Consider the following 17,326-nt stretch of genomic DNA (forward strand, 5'->3'; position numbering starts at 1 on the left):
CCCATGATGTACCAGGCCTACCAGAACCACACCGATCTGCTGGCGCCGCTCCAGACGGCGGCCAGCACCGCCGCGAGCTACCTCAGCCACGAGTGGTTCGTCCTGAAGCAGCTGCCGGCGGTGCGCAAGCTGGCCGCCGCCTGCGAGGTGTTCTCGCTCGCCAGGCTCACGCACCAGCGGCCCGACTTCCGCATCAGCTCCGTGCGGGTCGGCGAGCGCGAGCTGAAGGTGCGCGAGGAGGTGGTGACCAGCACGCCCTTCGCCACCCTGCTGCGCTTCGTGCGCGAGGACGCTCCGGCCGACCAGCCGCGCGTGCTGATCGCCGCGCCGCTGTCGGGCCACTTCGCCACGCTGCTGCGCGACACGGTGCGCACGATGATGGCCGACCACGACGTCTACATCACCGACTGGCACAACGCCCGCCATGTGCCGCTGGCCGAGGGGCCGTTCGGCCTGGACGAGTACATCGACCACCTGATCCTGTTCCTGGAGACCATGGGCCCCGGCTCGCACCTGATGGCGATCTGCCAGCCCTGCGTGCCGGCGCTGGCCGCGGTGGCGCTGATGAGCGAGGACGACCACCCGGCCCAGCCGCGCAGCATGTCGCTGATGGCCGGCCCGATCGACTGCCGCATCAACCCGACCGAGGTGAACAAGCTCGCGACCAGCAAGCCGATCGAGTGGTTCGAGAAGAACCTGGTGCACGACGTGCCGCTGCGCTATGCCGGCGCGATGCGGCGCGTGTACCCCGGCTTCCTGCAGCTCACGGCCTTCATGAGCATGAACCCGGACCGGCACCGCAAGGCCTTCGCCGACCTGTACCACCACATCGCCACCGGCGACATCGAGAAGGCCGAGGCCACGCGGCAGTTCTACGAGGAGTACTTCGCCGTCAACGACCTGGCCGCCGAGTTCTATCTGGAAACCGTGAAACTGGTGTTCCAGGACTACGCGCTGGCGCAGGGCGAGCTGAACTACCGCGGCCGCACCGTCGACACCCGGGCGATCCGCCGCACCGCCCTCTTCACCGTCGAGGGCGAGCGCGACGACATCTGCTCGATCGGCCAGACCGTCGCCGCGCACGACCTGTGCGGTGGCCTTGCGCCGTTCCGCAAGACCCACCACGTGCAGCTCGGCGTGGGCCACTACGGGGTGTTCAGCGGCCGGCGCTGGCAGCAGCAGATCTACCCGCGGGTGCGCGAGCTGATCCACGTGAGCCAGTGACGGCCCGTTCCGGGCCTGCGGCGCCGCAGCCCGGGCTTCGCCGCTAGACTGATCCTCCATGAAGAGGATGAAGATCGATTTCGTGTCCGATGTGGTCTGCCCCTGGTGCGCCATCGGCCTGAACGCGCTGGAGCAGGCGATCCAGCGCCTGGACGGCGAGTTGTCCGTCGAACTGCAAGTCCAGCCCTTCGAGCTGAACCCGCAGATGCCGCCCGAAGGCGAAGAGATCGTCGCCCACCTCACGCGCAAGTACGGCATCACGCCGGAGGACTGCGCGCGCAACACCGAGATGATCCGCGTGCGCGGTGAGACCGTGGGCTTCCGCTTCGGCCGCCGAAGCCGCACCTACAACACCTTCGACGCCCACCGGCTGCTGCACTGGGCCGGCCTCGAAGGCCGCCAGCGCGAACTGAAGCACGCGCTGCTGCGCGCCTACTTCACCGACGGCGAGAACGTCGCCGACCCCGGCCTGCTGGTGCGCGTGGCGGGCGAGGCGGGGCTCGATCCGCAGCGCGCGCAGGCTCTGCTGGGGTCGGACGAGTTTGCCACCGAGGTGCGCGAACAGGAGCAGCTCTGGCTCGACCGTGGCATCCATTCTGTGCCTTCGATCGTCATCGACGACCGGCATCTGATCCAGGGCGGCCAGCCGGTCGAGGTGTTCGAGCAGGTGCTGCGGGAGCTGTCCGGCAAGATCTGATCGGCACCTTGCGCGGCCTTGTCGAGATCGGTCCCACCCGTTCGTCGTGGGCGTGGAAACCGACTTTCCCCAACGGCACGCAAGGAGACCGACATGCGATTCATGGTGATGATCAGGGCCGACCGACACAGCGAAGCGGGCGAGATGCCCAGCCAGCAACTGCTCGCCGAGATGGGCCGCTTCAACGAGGAACTGGTGAAGGCCGGCGTCATGCAGGCCGGTGAAGGCCTTCAACCCAGTTCCAAGGGCGCCCGTGTGCGCTTCTCCGGCCGCGACCGCCAGGTGATCGACGGGCCGTTTGCCGAAACAAAGGAGCTGATCGCCGGCTTCTGGATCTGGCAATGCGCATCGCTGCAGGAGGCGATCGACTGGGTCAAGCGCTGCCCCAACCCGATGCCGGGTGACTCGGAAGTGGAGATCCGGCAGGTCTTCGAGGCCGACGACTTCGGCGCGGAATTCACGCCGGAACTGCGTGAACAGGAAGAGCGCCTGCGCGCGGAGATCGCGAGCCGCCCGGCGACCTGACGATCGCCGGCCCCCCGAGCCGAGCCGGCGGCCTCAGCGCGGCGGCGGTGGGGCTGCGGACGGCACCGCCTCCAGGATCCGGCCGGCCAGCGCGTCATAGTCGCCGCCGAAGTGGTGCCCGCCCGGCAGCGCCAGCGCGCGCACGTGCTTCGGTGCGAGCTGGGGGCACAGCGAATCGCGCTCGTCGCTGCCGTGGATGCACAGCGTGCCCGCGGCCGACAGCTTCTGGGCCTCGGGGGCGATCGGTCGGTCGCCGCTGGCGCCGATCCAGTGGGTCACGTGGAACTCGAAGGCCGCCTTCTGGCCCAGGCCGAGCAACGCCGTCAACTGCACGCTCGCGCGCGTGCGGGCCGGCAGGCGGTTGATCGCGAAGGGCAGCACGTCGGCACCCTGCGAGTAGCCGATCAGCAGCACCTCGCTGCGCTGCCAGCGCGCGGCGTAGTAGCGGATCAGGCGGTCGAGGTCGGCGGCCAGGCCCTCGGGCGTGCGCGCGCTCCAGAAGTAGCGCAGCGAATCGAAGCCGGCCACCGGCACGCCCTGCTTCGCCAGCGCGGCGGCGATGCTCTTGTCGATGCCGGCCCAGCCGCCGTCTCCCGAGAGCAGGACCGCGAAGCGCCGTGCGTTGCCCGCATCGCCGCCGGCCGCCGCCGTCGCCGGCACCTCGACGATCGGCAGGTCGGCGAGCTGGGCCGGTGGCGCACCGAGCGACACGCGGTGGGTGGCCAGGCGCGCATAGGCCGCATCGAAGCCCGCGGTGCCTTCCCTGCCCGCCGTGGCGGCTGGCGCCCCCGACGGCAGCGGCACCCAACTGGCCTGCGGGACGCGCGCGACGAAGGCCTGGGCCGCGCTCGCGCCGCAGGCGGCGGTCTCGTTGCCGCTCTGCACCGCCGCCCAGGGCGCGATCGCCTGCGTTGCCGGTTGCAGTTCCACGCCGCGACCGCCGGCCACCGCCTGCCAGCGCAGCGCGTTGGTCGCGCACAGCGGGGTCCTGTCGTCCAGGCGCGGGCAGAAGCCCAGCGACAGCGCCGACACGAAGCTGCCGGCCGGCGCCTGCGCCATCACCCCGTAGGCGAAGGCGGCCCGCGATGCGCCGGCACCGACCAGCATCGGCTCCAGGTAGGTCGGCAGCTTCTCGATGGCCTGCACCTGGTGGGCCAGGTTCTCGAAGGCGCCCGCTGCGTACAGGCAGCTGCCGCCCTGCGCCTCGAGCCGGCGATGGAACGGCGCCAGCGGCACGGCCGCCACCAGGGCGCCGGCCTTCGTCATGGACTGCGCCAGTTGCCGCTCGGTCGCGTCGGGCCCGGCCTCGTCGGTCAGCAACAGCACGAACTGCTTCACCTCGCCCGCGGGACGAAAGACCTGCACGCCGGTGAACAGGCCGTGCGACACCGTCTGCGCGGCCGCGGCGGACGGCTTCTGCACCGGAGCCGACGCCGGCAGCGCCGGCCGGGCCGCGGCCGCCACCGACGCCATGCCCGCGGCAGCCAGCGCCACCGCGAACGCGAGTGCCCGCCCCATGCTCATTTGGCGATCACGCCCTTGACGCCGCCGCCAATCAGCGCGGCCACGTCGACCAGCACGAACAGCGGCGCCACGCCGCCGGGCGCGGCCAGGTAGCGCGCCTCCCAGACCGGCTCGAACTTGTCCTTGAAGCTGTGCAGGCCGCGGAAGTTGTAGAAGCGCTCGCCGTGCTCGAACAGCAGCCGTCCCAGCCGCTGCCAGCGCGGCGCGCGGCGCCGTTCGGCCATGCCGGCCATCGGCGACATGCCCAGGCCGAAGCGCTGATAGCCCTGGGCCTGCAGGTACAGCATGATCTTGGCGAACAGGAAGTCCATCGTGCCGGGCGGCGACTCCGGCAGATGGCGCATCAGGTCGATGCTGGTCTCGTCCTTCGCGTCGGTCGCCAGCAGGTTGGCGAAGGCGATGATGCGGCCTTCGCGCCGCACCACCGCGACCGGCAGTTGCTGCAGGTAGTCCTCGTCGAAGCGGCCGACCGAGAAGCCCTTCTCGCGCGACTTCTGCTGCCCGAGCCAGGCATCGGACACGGCGCGCAGTTCCGGCAGCGCCGCGCCCACCGCCGCCGGCGGCAGCACCTCGAAGCTCAGGCCCTCGCGCTCGCCACGGTTCACGCCGGAGCGCAGGTTGGCGCGCTTGGCGCCCTTGAGGTCGAAGTCGGGCAAGGTGACATGCGCATGCTCGCCCAGCTTGAACGCCTGCAGACCGCAGTCCAGGTAGAGCGGCAGCGCGACCGGCCGGACCTGGTAGAAGGCCGCGCGGCCCCCGTGCGCCGCCGCCAGTTCGACGAAGCGCCACACCAGGTCGGGCCACTCGCGCGCGTCACCCATCGGGCCGAACAGCGACACCCAGGAGCGCCCCTGCTTGCCGAACATCAGGAAGCTGCGGCCCGACGGCGAGAACAGCAGGTGCTTGTCGCCGACCAGCGCATAGCAGCCGTCGGACGACGGGCTGCTCCGCACCACCGCCGCCGCCCGCGCGATCTCCTCGGCCGTGGCCGGTGCCGCGCCGCCGGCCGGCGGGCGCAGCAGCTGCCACAGGCCGAACGCCAGGCCCATCAGCGCCACGCCCATCAGTGCGCGCAGCGAGCGCGGCGCATGCGCGTCGAGCTCGAACTGCCACCACAGGCGGTTGCTGTAGGCGACTTCCTGGTAGGCGAAGAACAGCACCCACGCGCAAGCGGCGATCACGCCGCCCAGCGCCAGCAGCCACCCGGGCTCGAGACGCTGCGCGAACAGCGAGGAGCGGCGGTCGAACTGCCGGCGCGAGATCAGCAGCAGCAGCGCCAGCGACGACAGCAGCGCTGCCTCGTGCAGCGCAATGCCCTTGGGCAGCGCCAGCACCGCCGCCACGACCGCCAGCACCAGCGCCGCCCACCACGCCGCGTCGAGCCGGTGCAGCAGCCCGCGCGCGACCAGCAGCAACCCCAGGCCGGCGACGCTGCCGAGGAAATGCGAGGCCTCGATCAGCGGCAGCGGCAGGTCGAGCGCGGCGAGGATCTGCCGCGCATCCTCGGTCACCGGCGTGACGCCCGAGACCAGCAGCCACAGGCCGGCCACCAGCGTCAGCGCCGCCATCAAGCGAGGGCTGAGGCGCACCGCCAGGCGGCCGACCGGCGCGGCCACGCCGGAGTGCAGTTCGTACGACGCCAGCAGCGCCGTGGCGAGGACCAGCGGCAGCACGTAGTAGAGGCCGCGGTAGAGCAGCAAGGCGCCCAGCATCGCCTCGGTGGGCACGTGCGCGCCACTGGCCAGCAGCATCACCGCCTCGAACACCCCCACGCCGCCGGGCACATGGCTCAGGATGCCGGCGGTGATGGCGATGGCATAGAAGGCCATGAAGGTCGGCAGCGCGATGCGGTCATCGGGCAGCAGGAACCACAGTGCCGCGGCCGACGCGCCGAGCTCGAGCGCCGAGATCACCAGCTGGCGCAACGCCAGGCCCGCCGACGGCAGCCGCAGCGTCCAGCGCGAACCCAGGCTCAACACGCGCTGCCGCAGGCACAGCACCAGGAAGACAGCCAGCGCCAGCAGCAGCACCGCGGCGCCCGCGCGCAACCCTCCTGGCCGGGTGTGCAGCAGCGACGCCACGTCGTCTGCCCCCCACAACAGCCCGAGCGCGCCGAAGGCGGTGATGCCCAGCGTGAACGCGGCAGCGTTGAAGGCGATCACCCGCGCGATCTGCGGCGGCGCCAGTCCGGCCGCGGCGTACAGCCGCATCCGCACCGCGCCGCCGGTGAGCGGGCCGAGGCCGATGGTGTTGGCCAGCGCGTAGGCGACGAACGAGGTCAGCAGCACCGTGCTGCGCCCGACCCTGGCGCCTGCATAGACCAGCGCCGACGCGTCGTACCCGGCCAGCGCGAGGTAGCTCGCCGCGGTGGCGAGCAGCGCGAACGCGATGTCCGACGGCGGCGTGGCGTGCATCGCGGCCATCACGTCGGCATAGCGCACTTCGCGCAGCAGGCCATGCAGCGCCAGCGCCACGGCACCCGCCAGCAGCATGCCCAGTGCCGTGAGCACCCAGGGCCGCAGGCGCGGCCACCACTCGCCCAGCCAGGGTGCGGGCGGTCGGGGTCCGAGCAGGGACGCGGGGCGGGGCTCGGTCACGGGGCAGCGGCCCTGCGGCAGGCGATCGCGCTCAACCGGCCGGCGGCGGCATCACGACGATGCCGTCTGCATCGGCATACAGCCAGTCTCCCACCCTCACCCACACGCCCTGCACCTGCACCGCCACGTCGCGCTGGCCCTCGTTGCGCTTCTCGGTCGGCAGCGGCATCAGCGCCAGCGCGCGGATGCCCACCGCGCTGGCCGCGAGCTCCGCTGCATCGCGCACGCAGCCGTTCACCAGCACGCCGGCCCAGCCGTTCTTCGCGGCGGCCGCGCCGATGTTGCCGCCGACCAGCGCACGGCGCAGCGAGCCGCCGCCGTCGACCACCAGCACGCGGCCCCGGCCGGGTTCGTCGAGCGCGAGCTTCACGAGGCTGTTGTCCTCGAAGCACTTCACCGTGCTCACCGGTCCGGCGAACTTGCCGATGCCGCCGTAGTCGTGGAACACCGGCGGCAGCACGCGGAAGGCACCGTCGGTGTCGTTCTTGTGCGCGTCGCACAGGTCGCAAACTGCAAATTCGAGGGCCGGGCGGCTCATGCGTTCTCCACTTTCCTGATCGGGGGTTTCACGTCCTCGCGGCGCGGCGGCAGCATCGGCTGGTGCTCGCGCGCGGGGTTGAGGATGATGGCGGTCGAGGTCTCGGCGAGGATGCAGAACCTGGTGACCACCGCGTCGAGATGCGCCACGTCGATCACGGCGATCTCGAGGATCCAGCTGTCCTCGCCGGTCACGTTGTAGGCATTGATGACCTCGGGCGTCTGCTGCACCAGCTTCACCACGCGTGCGTACTCGGCGCGGCCCACGCGGATCATCGCGCGGATGCCGTAGCCCAGCGCCTGCAGGTTGACCGTGGCGCGGTAGCCGGTGATGACGCCGGCCGCCTCGAGCTTGCGCACGCGCTCGGTCACGGCGGGCTGGCTCAGGTGGACGCGCCGGCCCAGCTCGGCCATGCTCAGCCGGGCCTCGGCCTGCAGTTCGGCCAGGATGCGCGTGTCGTAGGCGTCGAGACTCATCGCGGCGGACATGATGAAGCCTAGCACGCGATTTTCCTGCGAATCGAAGGCCGCGACGCCGTCTTTCCTTGATTGCTCTCTTCAACCCCCGCGCGCCGCTCCCTAGCATCTGCGCATGAGTTCGCTGGCCCCTCCCCTGAGCCCACCGCACCCTGCGCTGTCGCCGCTGGTGCTCGCCTGCCTCGCCGCCACCTGGCTGGTCTGGGGCTCGACCTACCTTGCGATCAAGTTCGCGCTGGTCAGCTTCCCGCCCTTCCTGCAGATGGGCTCGCGCTTCCTCGTCGCCGGCGCGCTGCTGGCGGCGTGGATGCGCTGGGTGAAGCAGGTGCCGTGGCCGAGCGCCCGGCAGTGGCGGCACGCACTGCTGGTCGGCGCGCTGATGCTGGGCGGCGGCATGGGCGGCACCGCCTATGCCGAGCAGAGCGTGGGCTCCGGCCTCGTGGTCGCCTTCATCGCCGTGGTGCCGGTGATGATGGCGGCCGGCCTGATGCTGTGGCGCGTGTTCCCGAGCCGGCTCGAGGCGGCCGGCATCGCCATCGGCCTGGCCGGGGTGCTGATGCTGACCCGGGGCGCCGGCTTCCAGGCCTCGACGTCCGGCCTGGCGGCGATCGCGCTGGCCTGCCTCACCTGGACCGCCGGCAGCCTGCTGAGCCAGCGCCGCACGCCGCTGGCGCCCGGCGCGATGGGCTTCGCGAGCGAGATGCTGTGCGGTGGCGTGGTGCTGCTGGCGATGGCCGCGCTGCATGGCGAATACGCCACGTTCGCTCGCCAGGGGGCGCCGGCACCACTGGCCCTGGCGGCCTGGCTCTACCTGGTGGTGTTCGGGTCGCTGATCGCCTTCAACGCCTACATGCTGCTGCTCGCGAAGGCGTCGCCGGGGCTGGCGTCGAGCTACTGCTTCGTGAACCCGGTGATCGCGCTGCTGCTCGGCGTGTGGCTCGGCGGTGAAACCGTCAGCGGCTACGAGTGGGCCGCGGCCGGCGTGGTGCTGGTCGGCGTGGTGCTGCTGCTCGCCGGACGGCGGCCCGCGGCGGCCTGAGTCCGGCGCGGACGTTCAGGGCTTGGCGTCGATGCGCGATGCGCGCAGCAGCACCGCGCCGTCGGCATCGGCCAGCGTCAGGAAGCCATGCGGCGGCACGCGCGCGCTGGCCGCGCGCTCCAGCGCCGTGAGCACGCGGTCCTCCTGCTCCATGGCCTGGGTGGCGCAAGCCATGCGCGTGGTGACGATGGGGCCGATCTTCAGCGTGTTGCCGGTGAGCGTGTAGCGACCGCGCAGCGTGTTGCAGCTGCCGTTGCCGGCCAGTTGGCCGTCGGGGCCGAAGTCGACGCGGGCCGCGCTGCGGTCGAGCAACGGCTCGCTGCGGGCCTGCTCGATGCGCCAGGCCCCGAGCACGGCCGGGTCGGGCGCTGCAGCCACGTTCGGCGGGGTGGGCGCGGGGACCGGTGCCGGGGCGGACGCGGGCGGCGAAGGCTGGGAAGGCGCCGGCGTCGGAACGGGAATGGGCACCACGCAGGCGCCGAGACTGAGGCACGCCATCACGGCAAGGTTCGATCGCAGGGGGTGCATGGCAGAGCTCCTCGGGATTCAGGGGTGACGCCGCTGCAGTGCGGTGGCGCGGATCGCGCTCAGCGTGCTGCGCGTGGTGCTGATCTCGGTGTCGAGTATCAGGTGCAGCAAGGTCGGTTCGTCGCGCGCCAGCGCGGCGCCGAAGGCTGGTGCGAAGCCTTCGGTGCGCTCGATGCGCTCGGCCGCCCAGCCGAAGGCCCGCGCCAGCCCCACGAAGTCGGGATTCACCAGATCGCTGCCGCTGACGCGGCCCGGGAACTCGCGTTCCTGGTGCATGCGGATCGTGCCGTAGCTCGCGTTGTCGACCAGCACCACGATGGGCCGGGCCCCGTGCGCCCGTGCCGTGGCGAGTTCCTGCACCGTCATCAGCCCGTCGCCGTCGCCGGTGAAGGCAACGACGCAGCGGCCCGGCAGCAGCAGGCTGGCTGCGACGGCAGCCGGGATGCCGTAGCCCATGGCCCCCGAGGTCGGCGAGAGCTGGCTGCCGAGGCCACGGTAGCGCCAGTAGCGGTGCAGCCAGCCGCTGAAGTTGCCGGCACCGTTGGTGACGACGGTATCGGCCGGCGCGAGCCGCTGCACGGTCTTCACGACCTCGGCCAGGTCGAGCGGCGCCACCGGCAGCGGCAGGAGGTTGGCCTGGTAGTCGGCCTGCGCTGCGGCGGCCCAGGCCGACCATGGCACGGCAGCCGGTGCCGCCAGCGTTTCCAGCGCGCGCGCCGCGTTCGCCATCGAAGACTGCAGCAGCAGGTCGGCGGCGTAGACGCTGCCCAGTTCCTCCGCGCCGGCGTGAACGTGGATCAGCGTCTGCCGCGGACGCGGCGCGGCCAGCAGTGCATAGCCGCCGGTGGTCATCTCGCCCAGCCGCGGGCCGAGGGCCAGCACCAGATCGGCATCGCGCACCCGCGCGGCGAGCTTCGGGTTCACGCCGATGCCCACGTCGCCGGCGTAGAGCGGGTGGTGGTTGTCGAACAGGTCCTGGAAGCGGAAGGCACACGCCACGGGCAGCTGCCAGTTCTCGGCGAAGCGCTGCAGTGCCTGCACCGCGCCGGCGTCCCAGCCGCTGCCGCCGGCGATCAACACGGGCCGTTGCGCGGAGAGCAGCCGGGTGCGCACCTCGCGCAGCGCGCCGGGCGCGGGCCAGGCCTGGGCCGGCTCCACGCGCGGCAGCACCGGTGCGGCGGTCGGCGTGCGCAGCATGTCCTCGGGCAGCGCCAGTACCACCGGGCCGGGGCGGCCCTGCATCGCCAGGTGGAAGGCCTTCGCCACGTACTCGGGCAGGCGATCGGCGCTGGCCACCTCGCCCACCCATTTGGCGAAGCCGCCGCTGTTGGGGCCGAACACCGCGCGGTAGTCGAGCTCCTGGAAGGCCTCGCGGTCACGCACCTCGGCCCCCACCTGGCCGATGAACAGCACCATCGGCGTGCTGTCCTGGAAGGCGGTGTGCAGGCCGACGGCGGCATTGGCCGCACCCGGTCCGCGCGTGACGAAGCAGATGCCGGGGCGGCGCGTCAGCTTGCCCTGGGCTTCGGCCATGAAGGCCGCCCCGCCCTCCTGGCGGCAGCTGACGAAGCGGATGCGCCCGGCGTGCTCGAGGAAGCCGTCGAGCACCGGCAGGAAGCTCTCGCCCGGCACGCCGAAGCAGGTGCCGATGCCTTGCGCGATCAATGCCTCGACCAGCGCATGGCCGGCCAGACGCGGTGCGGGAGTGTGCATGGCCGGCACTGTAGCCGCGCCGGCCGCGCGCCGCCGGGCCGCGCGCTGACGCGGGGCCCGCGGTGCGGGCTCAGGCCGCCAGCGCCGGCACGCGGGTGCGCGCGATGCGCAGGCCGACCAGCGAGGCCGAGCCGACACCGAGCGCCATCATCAGCGCGGCGCCGTAGAACACGCCGTTCGGCTGGCCGTGGTCGAGCAAGGCGCCGAAGATCGGTGCGCCGAGCGCGAAGCCGAGGTCCAGGCCCGAGTACACGGTGCCGTAGACCCGCCCGGTCGCGCCGGGCGGCGCGGCGCGCTTGATCAGCATGTCGCGCGACGGCCCGGCGAGCCCGGTGCCGAAACCCGCCAGCGCGGCCGCGCCGGCCGCCGCCAGGCCCGGCAGCCAGCCGGTGCCGGTGAGCAGCAGCAGCCCGGCCGAGGCCGCCATCGCGAAGCCGATCGTGCGCTCCAGGCGTTCGACGCGCGACACCAGGAAGCCGCCGATCACCATGCCGGCCGCGCCGCACAGCATGTAGCCGGTCACGACGAAGGCGGTGAGCGCCAGCGGCAGCTCGTACATCTGCTGCAGCGCCGGGCTGGCGAAGCTCTGGATCGCGGTCAGCGCGGCGGTGGTCCAGAAGAAGAACGCGAAGCACAGCCACACCGAGGGCAGCTTCAGGAAGGCCATCGGGTGCTCGACCGCGGCGCCGGCGGACGGGCCGCGCGCCTCGTGCTCCCAGGTGCCGGCGCGGTCGTCGATCGCGTCGCGGTTGAACCACTGGATCGCCAGCACGACCAGCGCCAGCACGCCGGCCCCGGCCGCGGCGACGCGCCACGAACCGCCGGCCGCCGAGAGCCCGGCCATGAACACCGGGCCGACCGCCCAGCCGAGGTTGCCGGTGATGCCGTGCACCGAGAAGGCGTGGCCCAGGCGCGGCTGCGACACGCGCTTGTTGAGGATGGTGAAGTCGACCGGGTGGAACGGCGAGTTGCCCAGCCCGGCCAGCGCCGCGGCGAGCATCAGGCCGCCGTAGCCGGTGGCCGTGGCGGTGGCGAGCGCCGAGGCGGCGAACAGCGCCAGCGCGAGGAACAGCACCGGCCGCGCGCCGACGCGGTCGACCAGGAAGCCGGCCAGCGCCTGACCGATGCCGGAGATCACGAAGAACACCGAGACGAGCAGGCCGAGCTCGGCGTAGCTGAAGCCGAAGTCGCGGATGAAGGCCGGGAACAGCGGCGGCAGCACCATGTGGAAGAAGTGCGAGGTGCCGTGCGCGAGGCCGATCAGGCCGATGGTGCGGGCGTCCTGGCGCAGCGAGTGGCCGCCGGCGGCGGCCTGGGGAGAGAGCGTGGAGCGTGACATGCCCCGATGCTAGGTGGGGACGTCTCGGCGCGCTTACGATAGCGGGACAATTTCTGTCGAGATCATGCCAAGACGCCCCTCGCCCCCTCCGAAGGCTCGCGCGACGCCCGCCGCGACGCGGGTCGGCCCGCTGACGCCGCACCTGTTCACGCCGACCGCCGAGCGGCCGCTGCGCGCGAAGCGACACACGCTCGCCACCGACTCGCGCGTCGAACCGCACAGCCACGCCTGGGCCCAGCTTGCCTGGTCGGCCACCGGCGTGATGCGGCTCACCGCCGCGCGCGGCACCTACCTCGTGCCGCCGTCGCGCGCGGTGTGGGTGCCGCCCGGCGTCGAGCACGCGATCACCGTGGTCGAGACCGCCGAGCTGCGCACGCTCTACCTGCACCAGCGGCCGGGCCGCTGCGGTCCGGGTTGCGGCGCGCGCGCCGACGCGGCGGGCGGCGACTGGCGGCACTGCCGCGTGCTGGAGGTGTCGGAGCTGCTGCGCGCGCTGCTGCTGGCGCTGCCGACCGCGCCCGACGGCGAGCCGCCGGGCGCCGACGCGCTGGCGCGCGAGAAGCTGATCGCCCCGCTGCTGGCCGACGAACTGAAGCGCGCCGCGCCGGTGCCGCTGGGCGTCGCGCTGCCGCAGGACAAGCGGCTGCGCACGCTGTGCGAGGCGGTGCTCGACGATCCGACGCGCCACGACACGCTGGCCGACTGGTCGCGCGACGTCGGCGCGAGCGAGCGCACGGTCGCCCGGCTGTTCCGCCAGGACCTGGGCACGAGCTTCGTGCAGTGGCGCCAGCAGGTGTTGCTGGCGCGCGCGCTGTCGCTGGCCGCGCGCGGCACGCCGATGGGCCAGATCGCCTCCGAGCTGGGCTACGCCAGCCCCAGCGCCTTCAGCGCGATGGTGCGGCGCTCGGTCGGCGCGCCGCCAAGCCGCTTCTTCGCGTCGGCGTGAGCGGGCCGGCTCGGCGAAAATGCGCCCAGGAGCCCTCATGAGCGAACAGATCCTCTACGACTTCACCAAGCAGGACGCCAGCGGCGCCAGCTGCACCTCGCAGGCCTGGGCCAAGGTGCCCGAACCGCTGACGCCGGCGCGCCGCGACGCGCTGAAGGCGCGCGCGAAGCAGCTGCTGGCCGAGCGCAACGCGGTGCTGGTGGCGCACTACTACGTCGACGGCGACCTGCAGGACCTGGCGCTGGAGACCGGCGGCTGCGTGTCCGACTCGCTGGAGATGGCGCGCTTCGGCCGCGACCACGCCGCGCAGACCCTGGTGGTCGCCGGCGTGCGCTTCATGGGCGAGAGCGCCAAGATCCTGTCGCCCGAGAAGACCGTGCTGATGCCCGACCTCGACGCGACCTGCTCGCTCGACCTGGGCTGCCCGCCCGACGACTTCGCGGCCTTCTGCGACGCCCACCCCGACCGCACCGTGGTGGTCTACGCCAACACCAGCGCCGCGGTGAAGGCGCGCGCCGACTGGATGGTGACCAGCTCCTGCGCGGTCGCGATCGTCGAGCACCTGCACGCGCAGGGGAAGAAAGTGCTGTGGGCGCCGGACCGGCACCTGGGCCGCTACATCGCCGAGCACACCGGCGCGGACATGCTGATGTGGCAGGGCGAGTGCATCGTGCACGACGAGTTCAAGGGCCTGGAGCTCGAGCTGATGAAGCGCGAGCACCCCGACGCGCTGGTGCTGGTGCACCCCGAGTCGCCGAAGCGCGTGGTCGAGCTGGCCGACGTGGTGGGCTCGACCTCGCAGCTACTGAACGCCGTGACCGGCAGCGACCGCCAGACCTTCATCGTCGCGACCGACAACGGCATCCTGCACCGCATGCGCCAGCTCGCGCCCGGCAAGACGCTGCTGGAGGCGCCGACCGCCGGCAACAGCGCGACCTGCAAGAGCTGCGCGCACTGCCCGTGGATGGCGATGAACGCGCTGCAGGGCGTGGTCGACTGCCTGGAACACGGCCGCGGCGCGATCACCGTGCCCGAACCGACCCGCACGCAGGCGCTGGGCTGCATCGAGCGCATGCTGGATTTCGTGAAGGCGAATCCCGGCGCGATCAGCCAGCCGGCTCGCGGCTTCGTTCCCAACATCGGTGCCGCGTGATGCTCACTTTCGAAACCAACGAGACGCTCGACGAAGCTCGCGCGCGCAACGTGCGCGACGCGCTGTTCGAGGACATCGGCCGCGCCGACTGGACGGGCCGGTTGGTCCCCGAGGGGCGCCGTGTGCGCGCGCGCGTGCTGGTGCGCGAGGCGGCGGTGCTGTGCGGCCGGCACTGGTTCTTCGACTGCATGGTCGCACTCGACCCACAGGCCGACGTGCAGTGGCACTACGCCGAGGGCGCGCGCATGGACGCCGGCACGCTGGTCTGCGAGATCGAGGCCGACGCCCGCGCGCTGCTGGCCGCCGAGCGCCCGGCGCTCAATTTCCTGCAGCTGCTGTCCGCCACCGCGACGCTGACGCGCCGTCACGTCGACGCGATCGCCGGCGCCTCGCCCAACCCGCGCGGCTGCGCCATCCTCGACACCCGCAAGACCCTGCCCGGCCTGCGCCAGGCACAGAAGTACGCGGTGCGCACCGGCGGCGGCCAGAACCAGCGGCTGGCGCTGTGGCACGGCATCCTGATCAAGGAGAACCACATCGCGGCCGCTGGCGGCATTGCGCAGGTGCTGGCGGCGGCGCGCGAGCTGAACGCGGGTGTCGACATCCAGATCGAGGTGGAGACCCTCGCGCAACTGCGCGAGGCGCTGGACCACGGCGCCGTGAGCGTGCTGCTCGACAACTTCGACCTGCCGCAGATGCGCGAGGCGGTGGCAGCGAACGCGGGCCGCGCGCTGCTGGAGGTGTCGGGCGGCGTCGCGCTGGATCAGGTGCGCGACATCGCCGCCACCGGCGTGGACCGCATCTCGATCGGCCGGCTGACCAAGGACGTCACGGCGACCGATTACTCGATGCGCGTGCTCGGCAACGCCTGAGCACCGGCCTCGCCGGGCGAAAAGCGGGCGCTCTGCCGCGCAATTCGGGATTTGCCGGCGCTGCATGCTCGCGACAATCGACCGCATGAGCTCCGAATTCGCGGGCATCCGCAACTACCAGGAACGCGCGGTGTTCGACGCCGTGCGCACGTGGCGCGACCACTACCCGCTGATCAGCGACGACCTGCTGCCCGACGTGGCCTGCGTGGCGCTGAACCGACTGCCCGCGCGCTACATCCGCCACGAGGTGGATCTGGTCTTCTACCAGAGCGAGAAGGAGCGTCTGATGGCCGAGCGCCTGGTGGCCAGCGCGGTCGGCTTCGCGTTCGAATTCGTCCAGGCGCGCACCGCGATGCGGGCGCGCGCCTGAAGCACGGGCCGAACGCGGCTCAGGCCGCCCAGGGCGCGGCCTTGCGCTTGGGCTTGCGCGTCAGGATGGTCGGGAAGCTGACCGGCAGCGTCTGCGGGAAATCGCGGCTGTAGTGCAGCCCGCGGCTCTCGTGGCGGCTGAGTGCCGACCGCACGATGAGCTCGGCGCAATCGACCAGGTTGCGCAGTTCCAGCAGGTCGCGCGTGACGCGGAAGTTGGCGTAGTAGTCGTCGATCTCGCTGCGCAGCAGCTTGATGCGATGCAGCGCCCGCTCCAGCCGCTTGGTGGTGCGCACGATGCCGACGTAGTTCCACATCAGCAACCGCAGCTCGTCCCAGTTGTGTGAGATGACGACCTGCTCGTCGGCATTCTCGACCTGGCTCTCGTCCCAGGCCGGCAGGAGGGGGAGCCCGCTCTCGTGCTGCGAGAGGATGTGCTCCGCGCAGGTCTTGCCCAGCACCACGCATTCGAGCAGCGAGTTGCTGGCCAGCCGGTTGGCGCCGTGCAGGCCGGTGTAGGTGGTCTCGCCCACCGCATACAGCCCCGGCAGGTCGCTGCGGCCGTCGAGGTCGGTGACCACGCCGCCGCAGGTGTAGTGCGCGGCCGGCACCACCGGGATCGGCTGTCTGGAGATGTCGATGCCGAGCGCAAGGCAGCGCGCGAAGATGGTCGGGAAGTGCGCCTTCAGGAAGGCCTCGCCGAGGTGCGTGGCATCGAGCCACACGTGGTCGAGGCCGTGCTTCTTCATCTCGAAGTCGATCGCGCGGGCGACCACGTCGCGCGGCGCGAGTTCGAGCCGCTCGTCGTGCGCCGCCATGAAGCGGGTGCCGTCCGGCAGCTTGAGCTGGCCGCCCTCGCCGCGCAGCGCCTCGGTGATCAGGAAGCTGCGCTCCTGCGGGTGGTAGAGGCAGGTGGGGTGGAACTGCACGAACTCCATGTTGCCGACGCGGCAGCCGGCTCGGTAGGCCATGGCGATGCCGTCGCCGGTGGAGGTGTCGGGGTTGGTCGTGTAGCGGTAGACCTTGCCGGCGCCGCCGGTGGCCAGCACCACCGCCGCGGCCGGCAGCGTCTCGACGCGCTGGCGGTCGATGTCGAGCGCGTAGACGCCGTAGCAGCGCGGCGAGCCGTCGGTCTTGAGATGCCGCGAGGTGATCAGGTCGACCGCCATCCAGCGCTCGCGCAGCGTGATGTTCGGATGGCGCCTCACCTCGTCGAGCAGCACGTCGTGGATGGCCTTGCCGGTGGCGTCGGCGGCGTGCGCGATGCGCCGCACCGCATGCCCGCCCTCGCGGGTGAGGTGCAGGCCGAGCGGGCCCTCGGGATCGGGCGAGAACGGCACGCCGCGCTCGACCAGCCACTCGACCGCCTCTGCGCTGTGCTGGGCGATGAAGCGCGCGGTGTGCTCGTCGACCAGGCCACCTCCCGCCTCCTGCGTGTCGCGCACATGGCTCTCGATGCTGTCGTCGCTGCCGAGCACACCGACGATGCCGCCCTGCGCCCAGGCCGTGGCGCCTTCGTCGAGGTTGCGCTTGGCGAGCACCACGACGGGATGGCGCGGAGCCAGTTGCAGCGCCACCGTCAGGCCGGCCAGACCCGCGCCGATGATCACCACGGGGGACGGGGACGCAGCTTCGTGGCGGGTCGGCATGTCGGCAGTTTCAGGACCGGACGCACCGCAGCGGCGCGACATCTGGCTCGGATTCTATCGACGCCCCCCGCCGCACCGCCCCGGCGGAAAGTGCGGCCCGATCGCCCTCGGGGCGCGCATTACACTTGGTGACATTC

General features: G+C 72.1%; 16 protein-coding genes. 8 read left to right on the top strand and 8 right to left on the bottom strand.

Features of this window, described 5'->3' with window-relative positions; genetic code table 11:
• Positions 1–3: 3 nt before the first annotated feature.
• From C1M51_RS00375 to C1M51_RS00385, 3 genes are all read left to right on the top strand, one after another.
• Entirely contained in the window at positions 4–1,224 is a 1,221-nt protein-coding gene (locus C1M51_RS00375; protein ID WP_129447740.1) for a polyhydroxyalkanoate depolymerase, read from the top strand.
• A gap of 58 nt (positions 1,225–1,282) precedes the next feature.
• Positions 1,283–1,921 (top strand): DsbA family oxidoreductase, encoded by a 639-nt coding sequence (locus C1M51_RS00380; RefSeq protein ID WP_129447741.1) that lies wholly within the window; start codon positions 1,283–1,285, stop codon positions 1,919–1,921.
• 93 nt (positions 1,922–2,014) lie between these two features.
• Entirely contained in the window at positions 2,015–2,446 is a 432-nt protein-coding gene (locus C1M51_RS00385; protein WP_129447742.1) for a YciI family protein, read from the top strand.
• A 33-nt stretch (positions 2,447–2,479) separates the two neighbouring features.
• Here C1M51_RS00385 and C1M51_RS00390 read toward each other — a convergent pair whose 3' ends face one another.
• The 4 genes from C1M51_RS00390 to C1M51_RS00405 are packed head-to-tail and all read right to left on the bottom strand — an operon-like array spanning position 2,480 to position 7,593.
• On the bottom strand, positions 2,480–3,970 hold the full coding sequence (locus C1M51_RS00390) for a virulence factor family protein (protein WP_129447743.1): 1,491 nt from the start codon (positions 3,968–3,970) through the stop codon (positions 2,480–2,482).
• Positions 3,967–6,567, bottom strand: a complete 2,601-nt coding sequence (gene mprF / locus C1M51_RS00395; protein ID WP_129447744.1) for a bifunctional lysylphosphatidylglycerol flippase/synthetase MprF — start codon at positions 6,565–6,567, stop codon at positions 3,967–3,969. Before mprF ends, C1M51_RS00390 begins: the two co-directional genes overlap by 4 nt.
• Positions 6,568–6,598: 31 nt before the next feature.
• Positions 6,599–7,105 carry a ribonuclease E activity regulator RraA gene (rraA, locus tag C1M51_RS00400; protein WP_129447745.1) on the bottom strand — a complete coding sequence of 169 codons (507 nt, stop codon included), beginning with the start codon at positions 7,103–7,105 and terminating at the stop codon, positions 6,599–6,601.
• Complete coding sequence (locus C1M51_RS00405) at positions 7,102–7,593, bottom strand: Lrp/AsnC family transcriptional regulator (protein WP_036235574.1); 492 nt, start codon at positions 7,591–7,593, stop codon at positions 7,102–7,104. The genes rraA and C1M51_RS00405 overlap by 4 nt, the downstream gene beginning before the upstream one ends.
• Positions 7,594–7,696: 103 nt before the next feature.
• Between C1M51_RS00405 and C1M51_RS00410 the strand changes: the two genes are divergently transcribed.
• Positions 7,697–8,620 (top strand): EamA family transporter, encoded by a 924-nt coding sequence (locus C1M51_RS00410; RefSeq protein WP_036250315.1) that lies wholly within the window; start codon positions 7,697–7,699, stop codon positions 8,618–8,620.
• 15 nt (positions 8,621–8,635) lie between these two features.
• On the opposite strand, the gene C1M51_RS00415 is transcribed toward C1M51_RS00410, so the two are convergent.
• The 3 genes from C1M51_RS00415 to C1M51_RS00425 all read right to left on the bottom strand — a co-directional run bounded on the left by C1M51_RS00415 (position 8,636) and on the right by C1M51_RS00425 (position 12,200).
• A complete protein-coding gene (locus C1M51_RS00415) occupies positions 8,636–8,998 on the bottom strand; it encodes an META domain-containing protein (RefSeq protein WP_051495913.1) in 363 nt (120 codons plus the stop codon).
• Between the two features lie 168 nt (positions 8,999–9,166).
• Positions 9,167–10,861 (bottom strand): thiamine pyrophosphate-binding protein, encoded by a 1,695-nt coding sequence (locus C1M51_RS00420; protein WP_129447747.1) that lies wholly within the window; start codon positions 10,859–10,861, stop codon positions 9,167–9,169.
• 70 nt (positions 10,862–10,931) lie between these two features.
• Positions 10,932–12,200 (bottom strand): MFS transporter, encoded by a 1,269-nt coding sequence (locus C1M51_RS00425; protein ID WP_129447748.1) that lies wholly within the window; start codon positions 12,198–12,200, stop codon positions 10,932–10,934.
• A gap of 64 nt (positions 12,201–12,264) precedes the next feature.
• On the opposite strand from C1M51_RS00425, the gene C1M51_RS00430 reads away from it, so the two are divergent.
• From C1M51_RS00430 to C1M51_RS00445, 4 genes are all read left to right on the top strand, one after another.
• Positions 12,265–13,146, top strand: coding sequence for a helix-turn-helix domain-containing protein (locus C1M51_RS00430; RefSeq protein WP_129447749.1), 882 nt, complete (start codon positions 12,265–12,267; stop codon positions 13,144–13,146).
• A 37-nt stretch (positions 13,147–13,183) separates the two neighbouring features.
• Entirely contained in the window at positions 13,184–14,299 is a 1,116-nt protein-coding gene (nadA, locus tag C1M51_RS00435; protein ID WP_207207782.1) for a quinolinate synthase NadA, read from the top strand.
• Positions 14,299–15,171: a carboxylating nicotinate-nucleotide diphosphorylase gene (gene nadC / locus C1M51_RS00440; protein WP_129447751.1), complete on the top strand. Its 873-nt coding sequence runs from the start codon at positions 14,299–14,301 to the stop codon at positions 15,169–15,171. Before nadA ends, nadC begins: the two co-directional genes overlap by 1 nt.
• Before the next feature lie 85 nt (positions 15,172–15,256).
• On the top strand, positions 15,257–15,541 hold the full coding sequence (locus C1M51_RS00445; RefSeq protein WP_011829151.1) for a late competence development ComFB family protein: 285 nt from the start codon (positions 15,257–15,259) through the stop codon (positions 15,539–15,541).
• Between the two features lie 19 nt (positions 15,542–15,560).
• Here C1M51_RS00445 and nadB read toward each other — a convergent pair whose 3' ends face one another.
• A complete protein-coding gene (gene nadB, locus C1M51_RS00450) occupies positions 15,561–17,189 on the bottom strand; it encodes an L-aspartate oxidase (RefSeq protein ID WP_036235481.1) in 1,629 nt (542 codons plus the stop codon).
• Positions 17,190–17,326 lie beyond the last annotated feature (137 nt).

Origin of the sequence: Methylibium sp. Pch-M, assembly GCF_004136295.1 — a bacterium.
GTDB lineage: Bacteria > Pseudomonadota > Gammaproteobacteria > Burkholderiales > Burkholderiaceae_C > Methylibium > Methylibium petroleiphilum.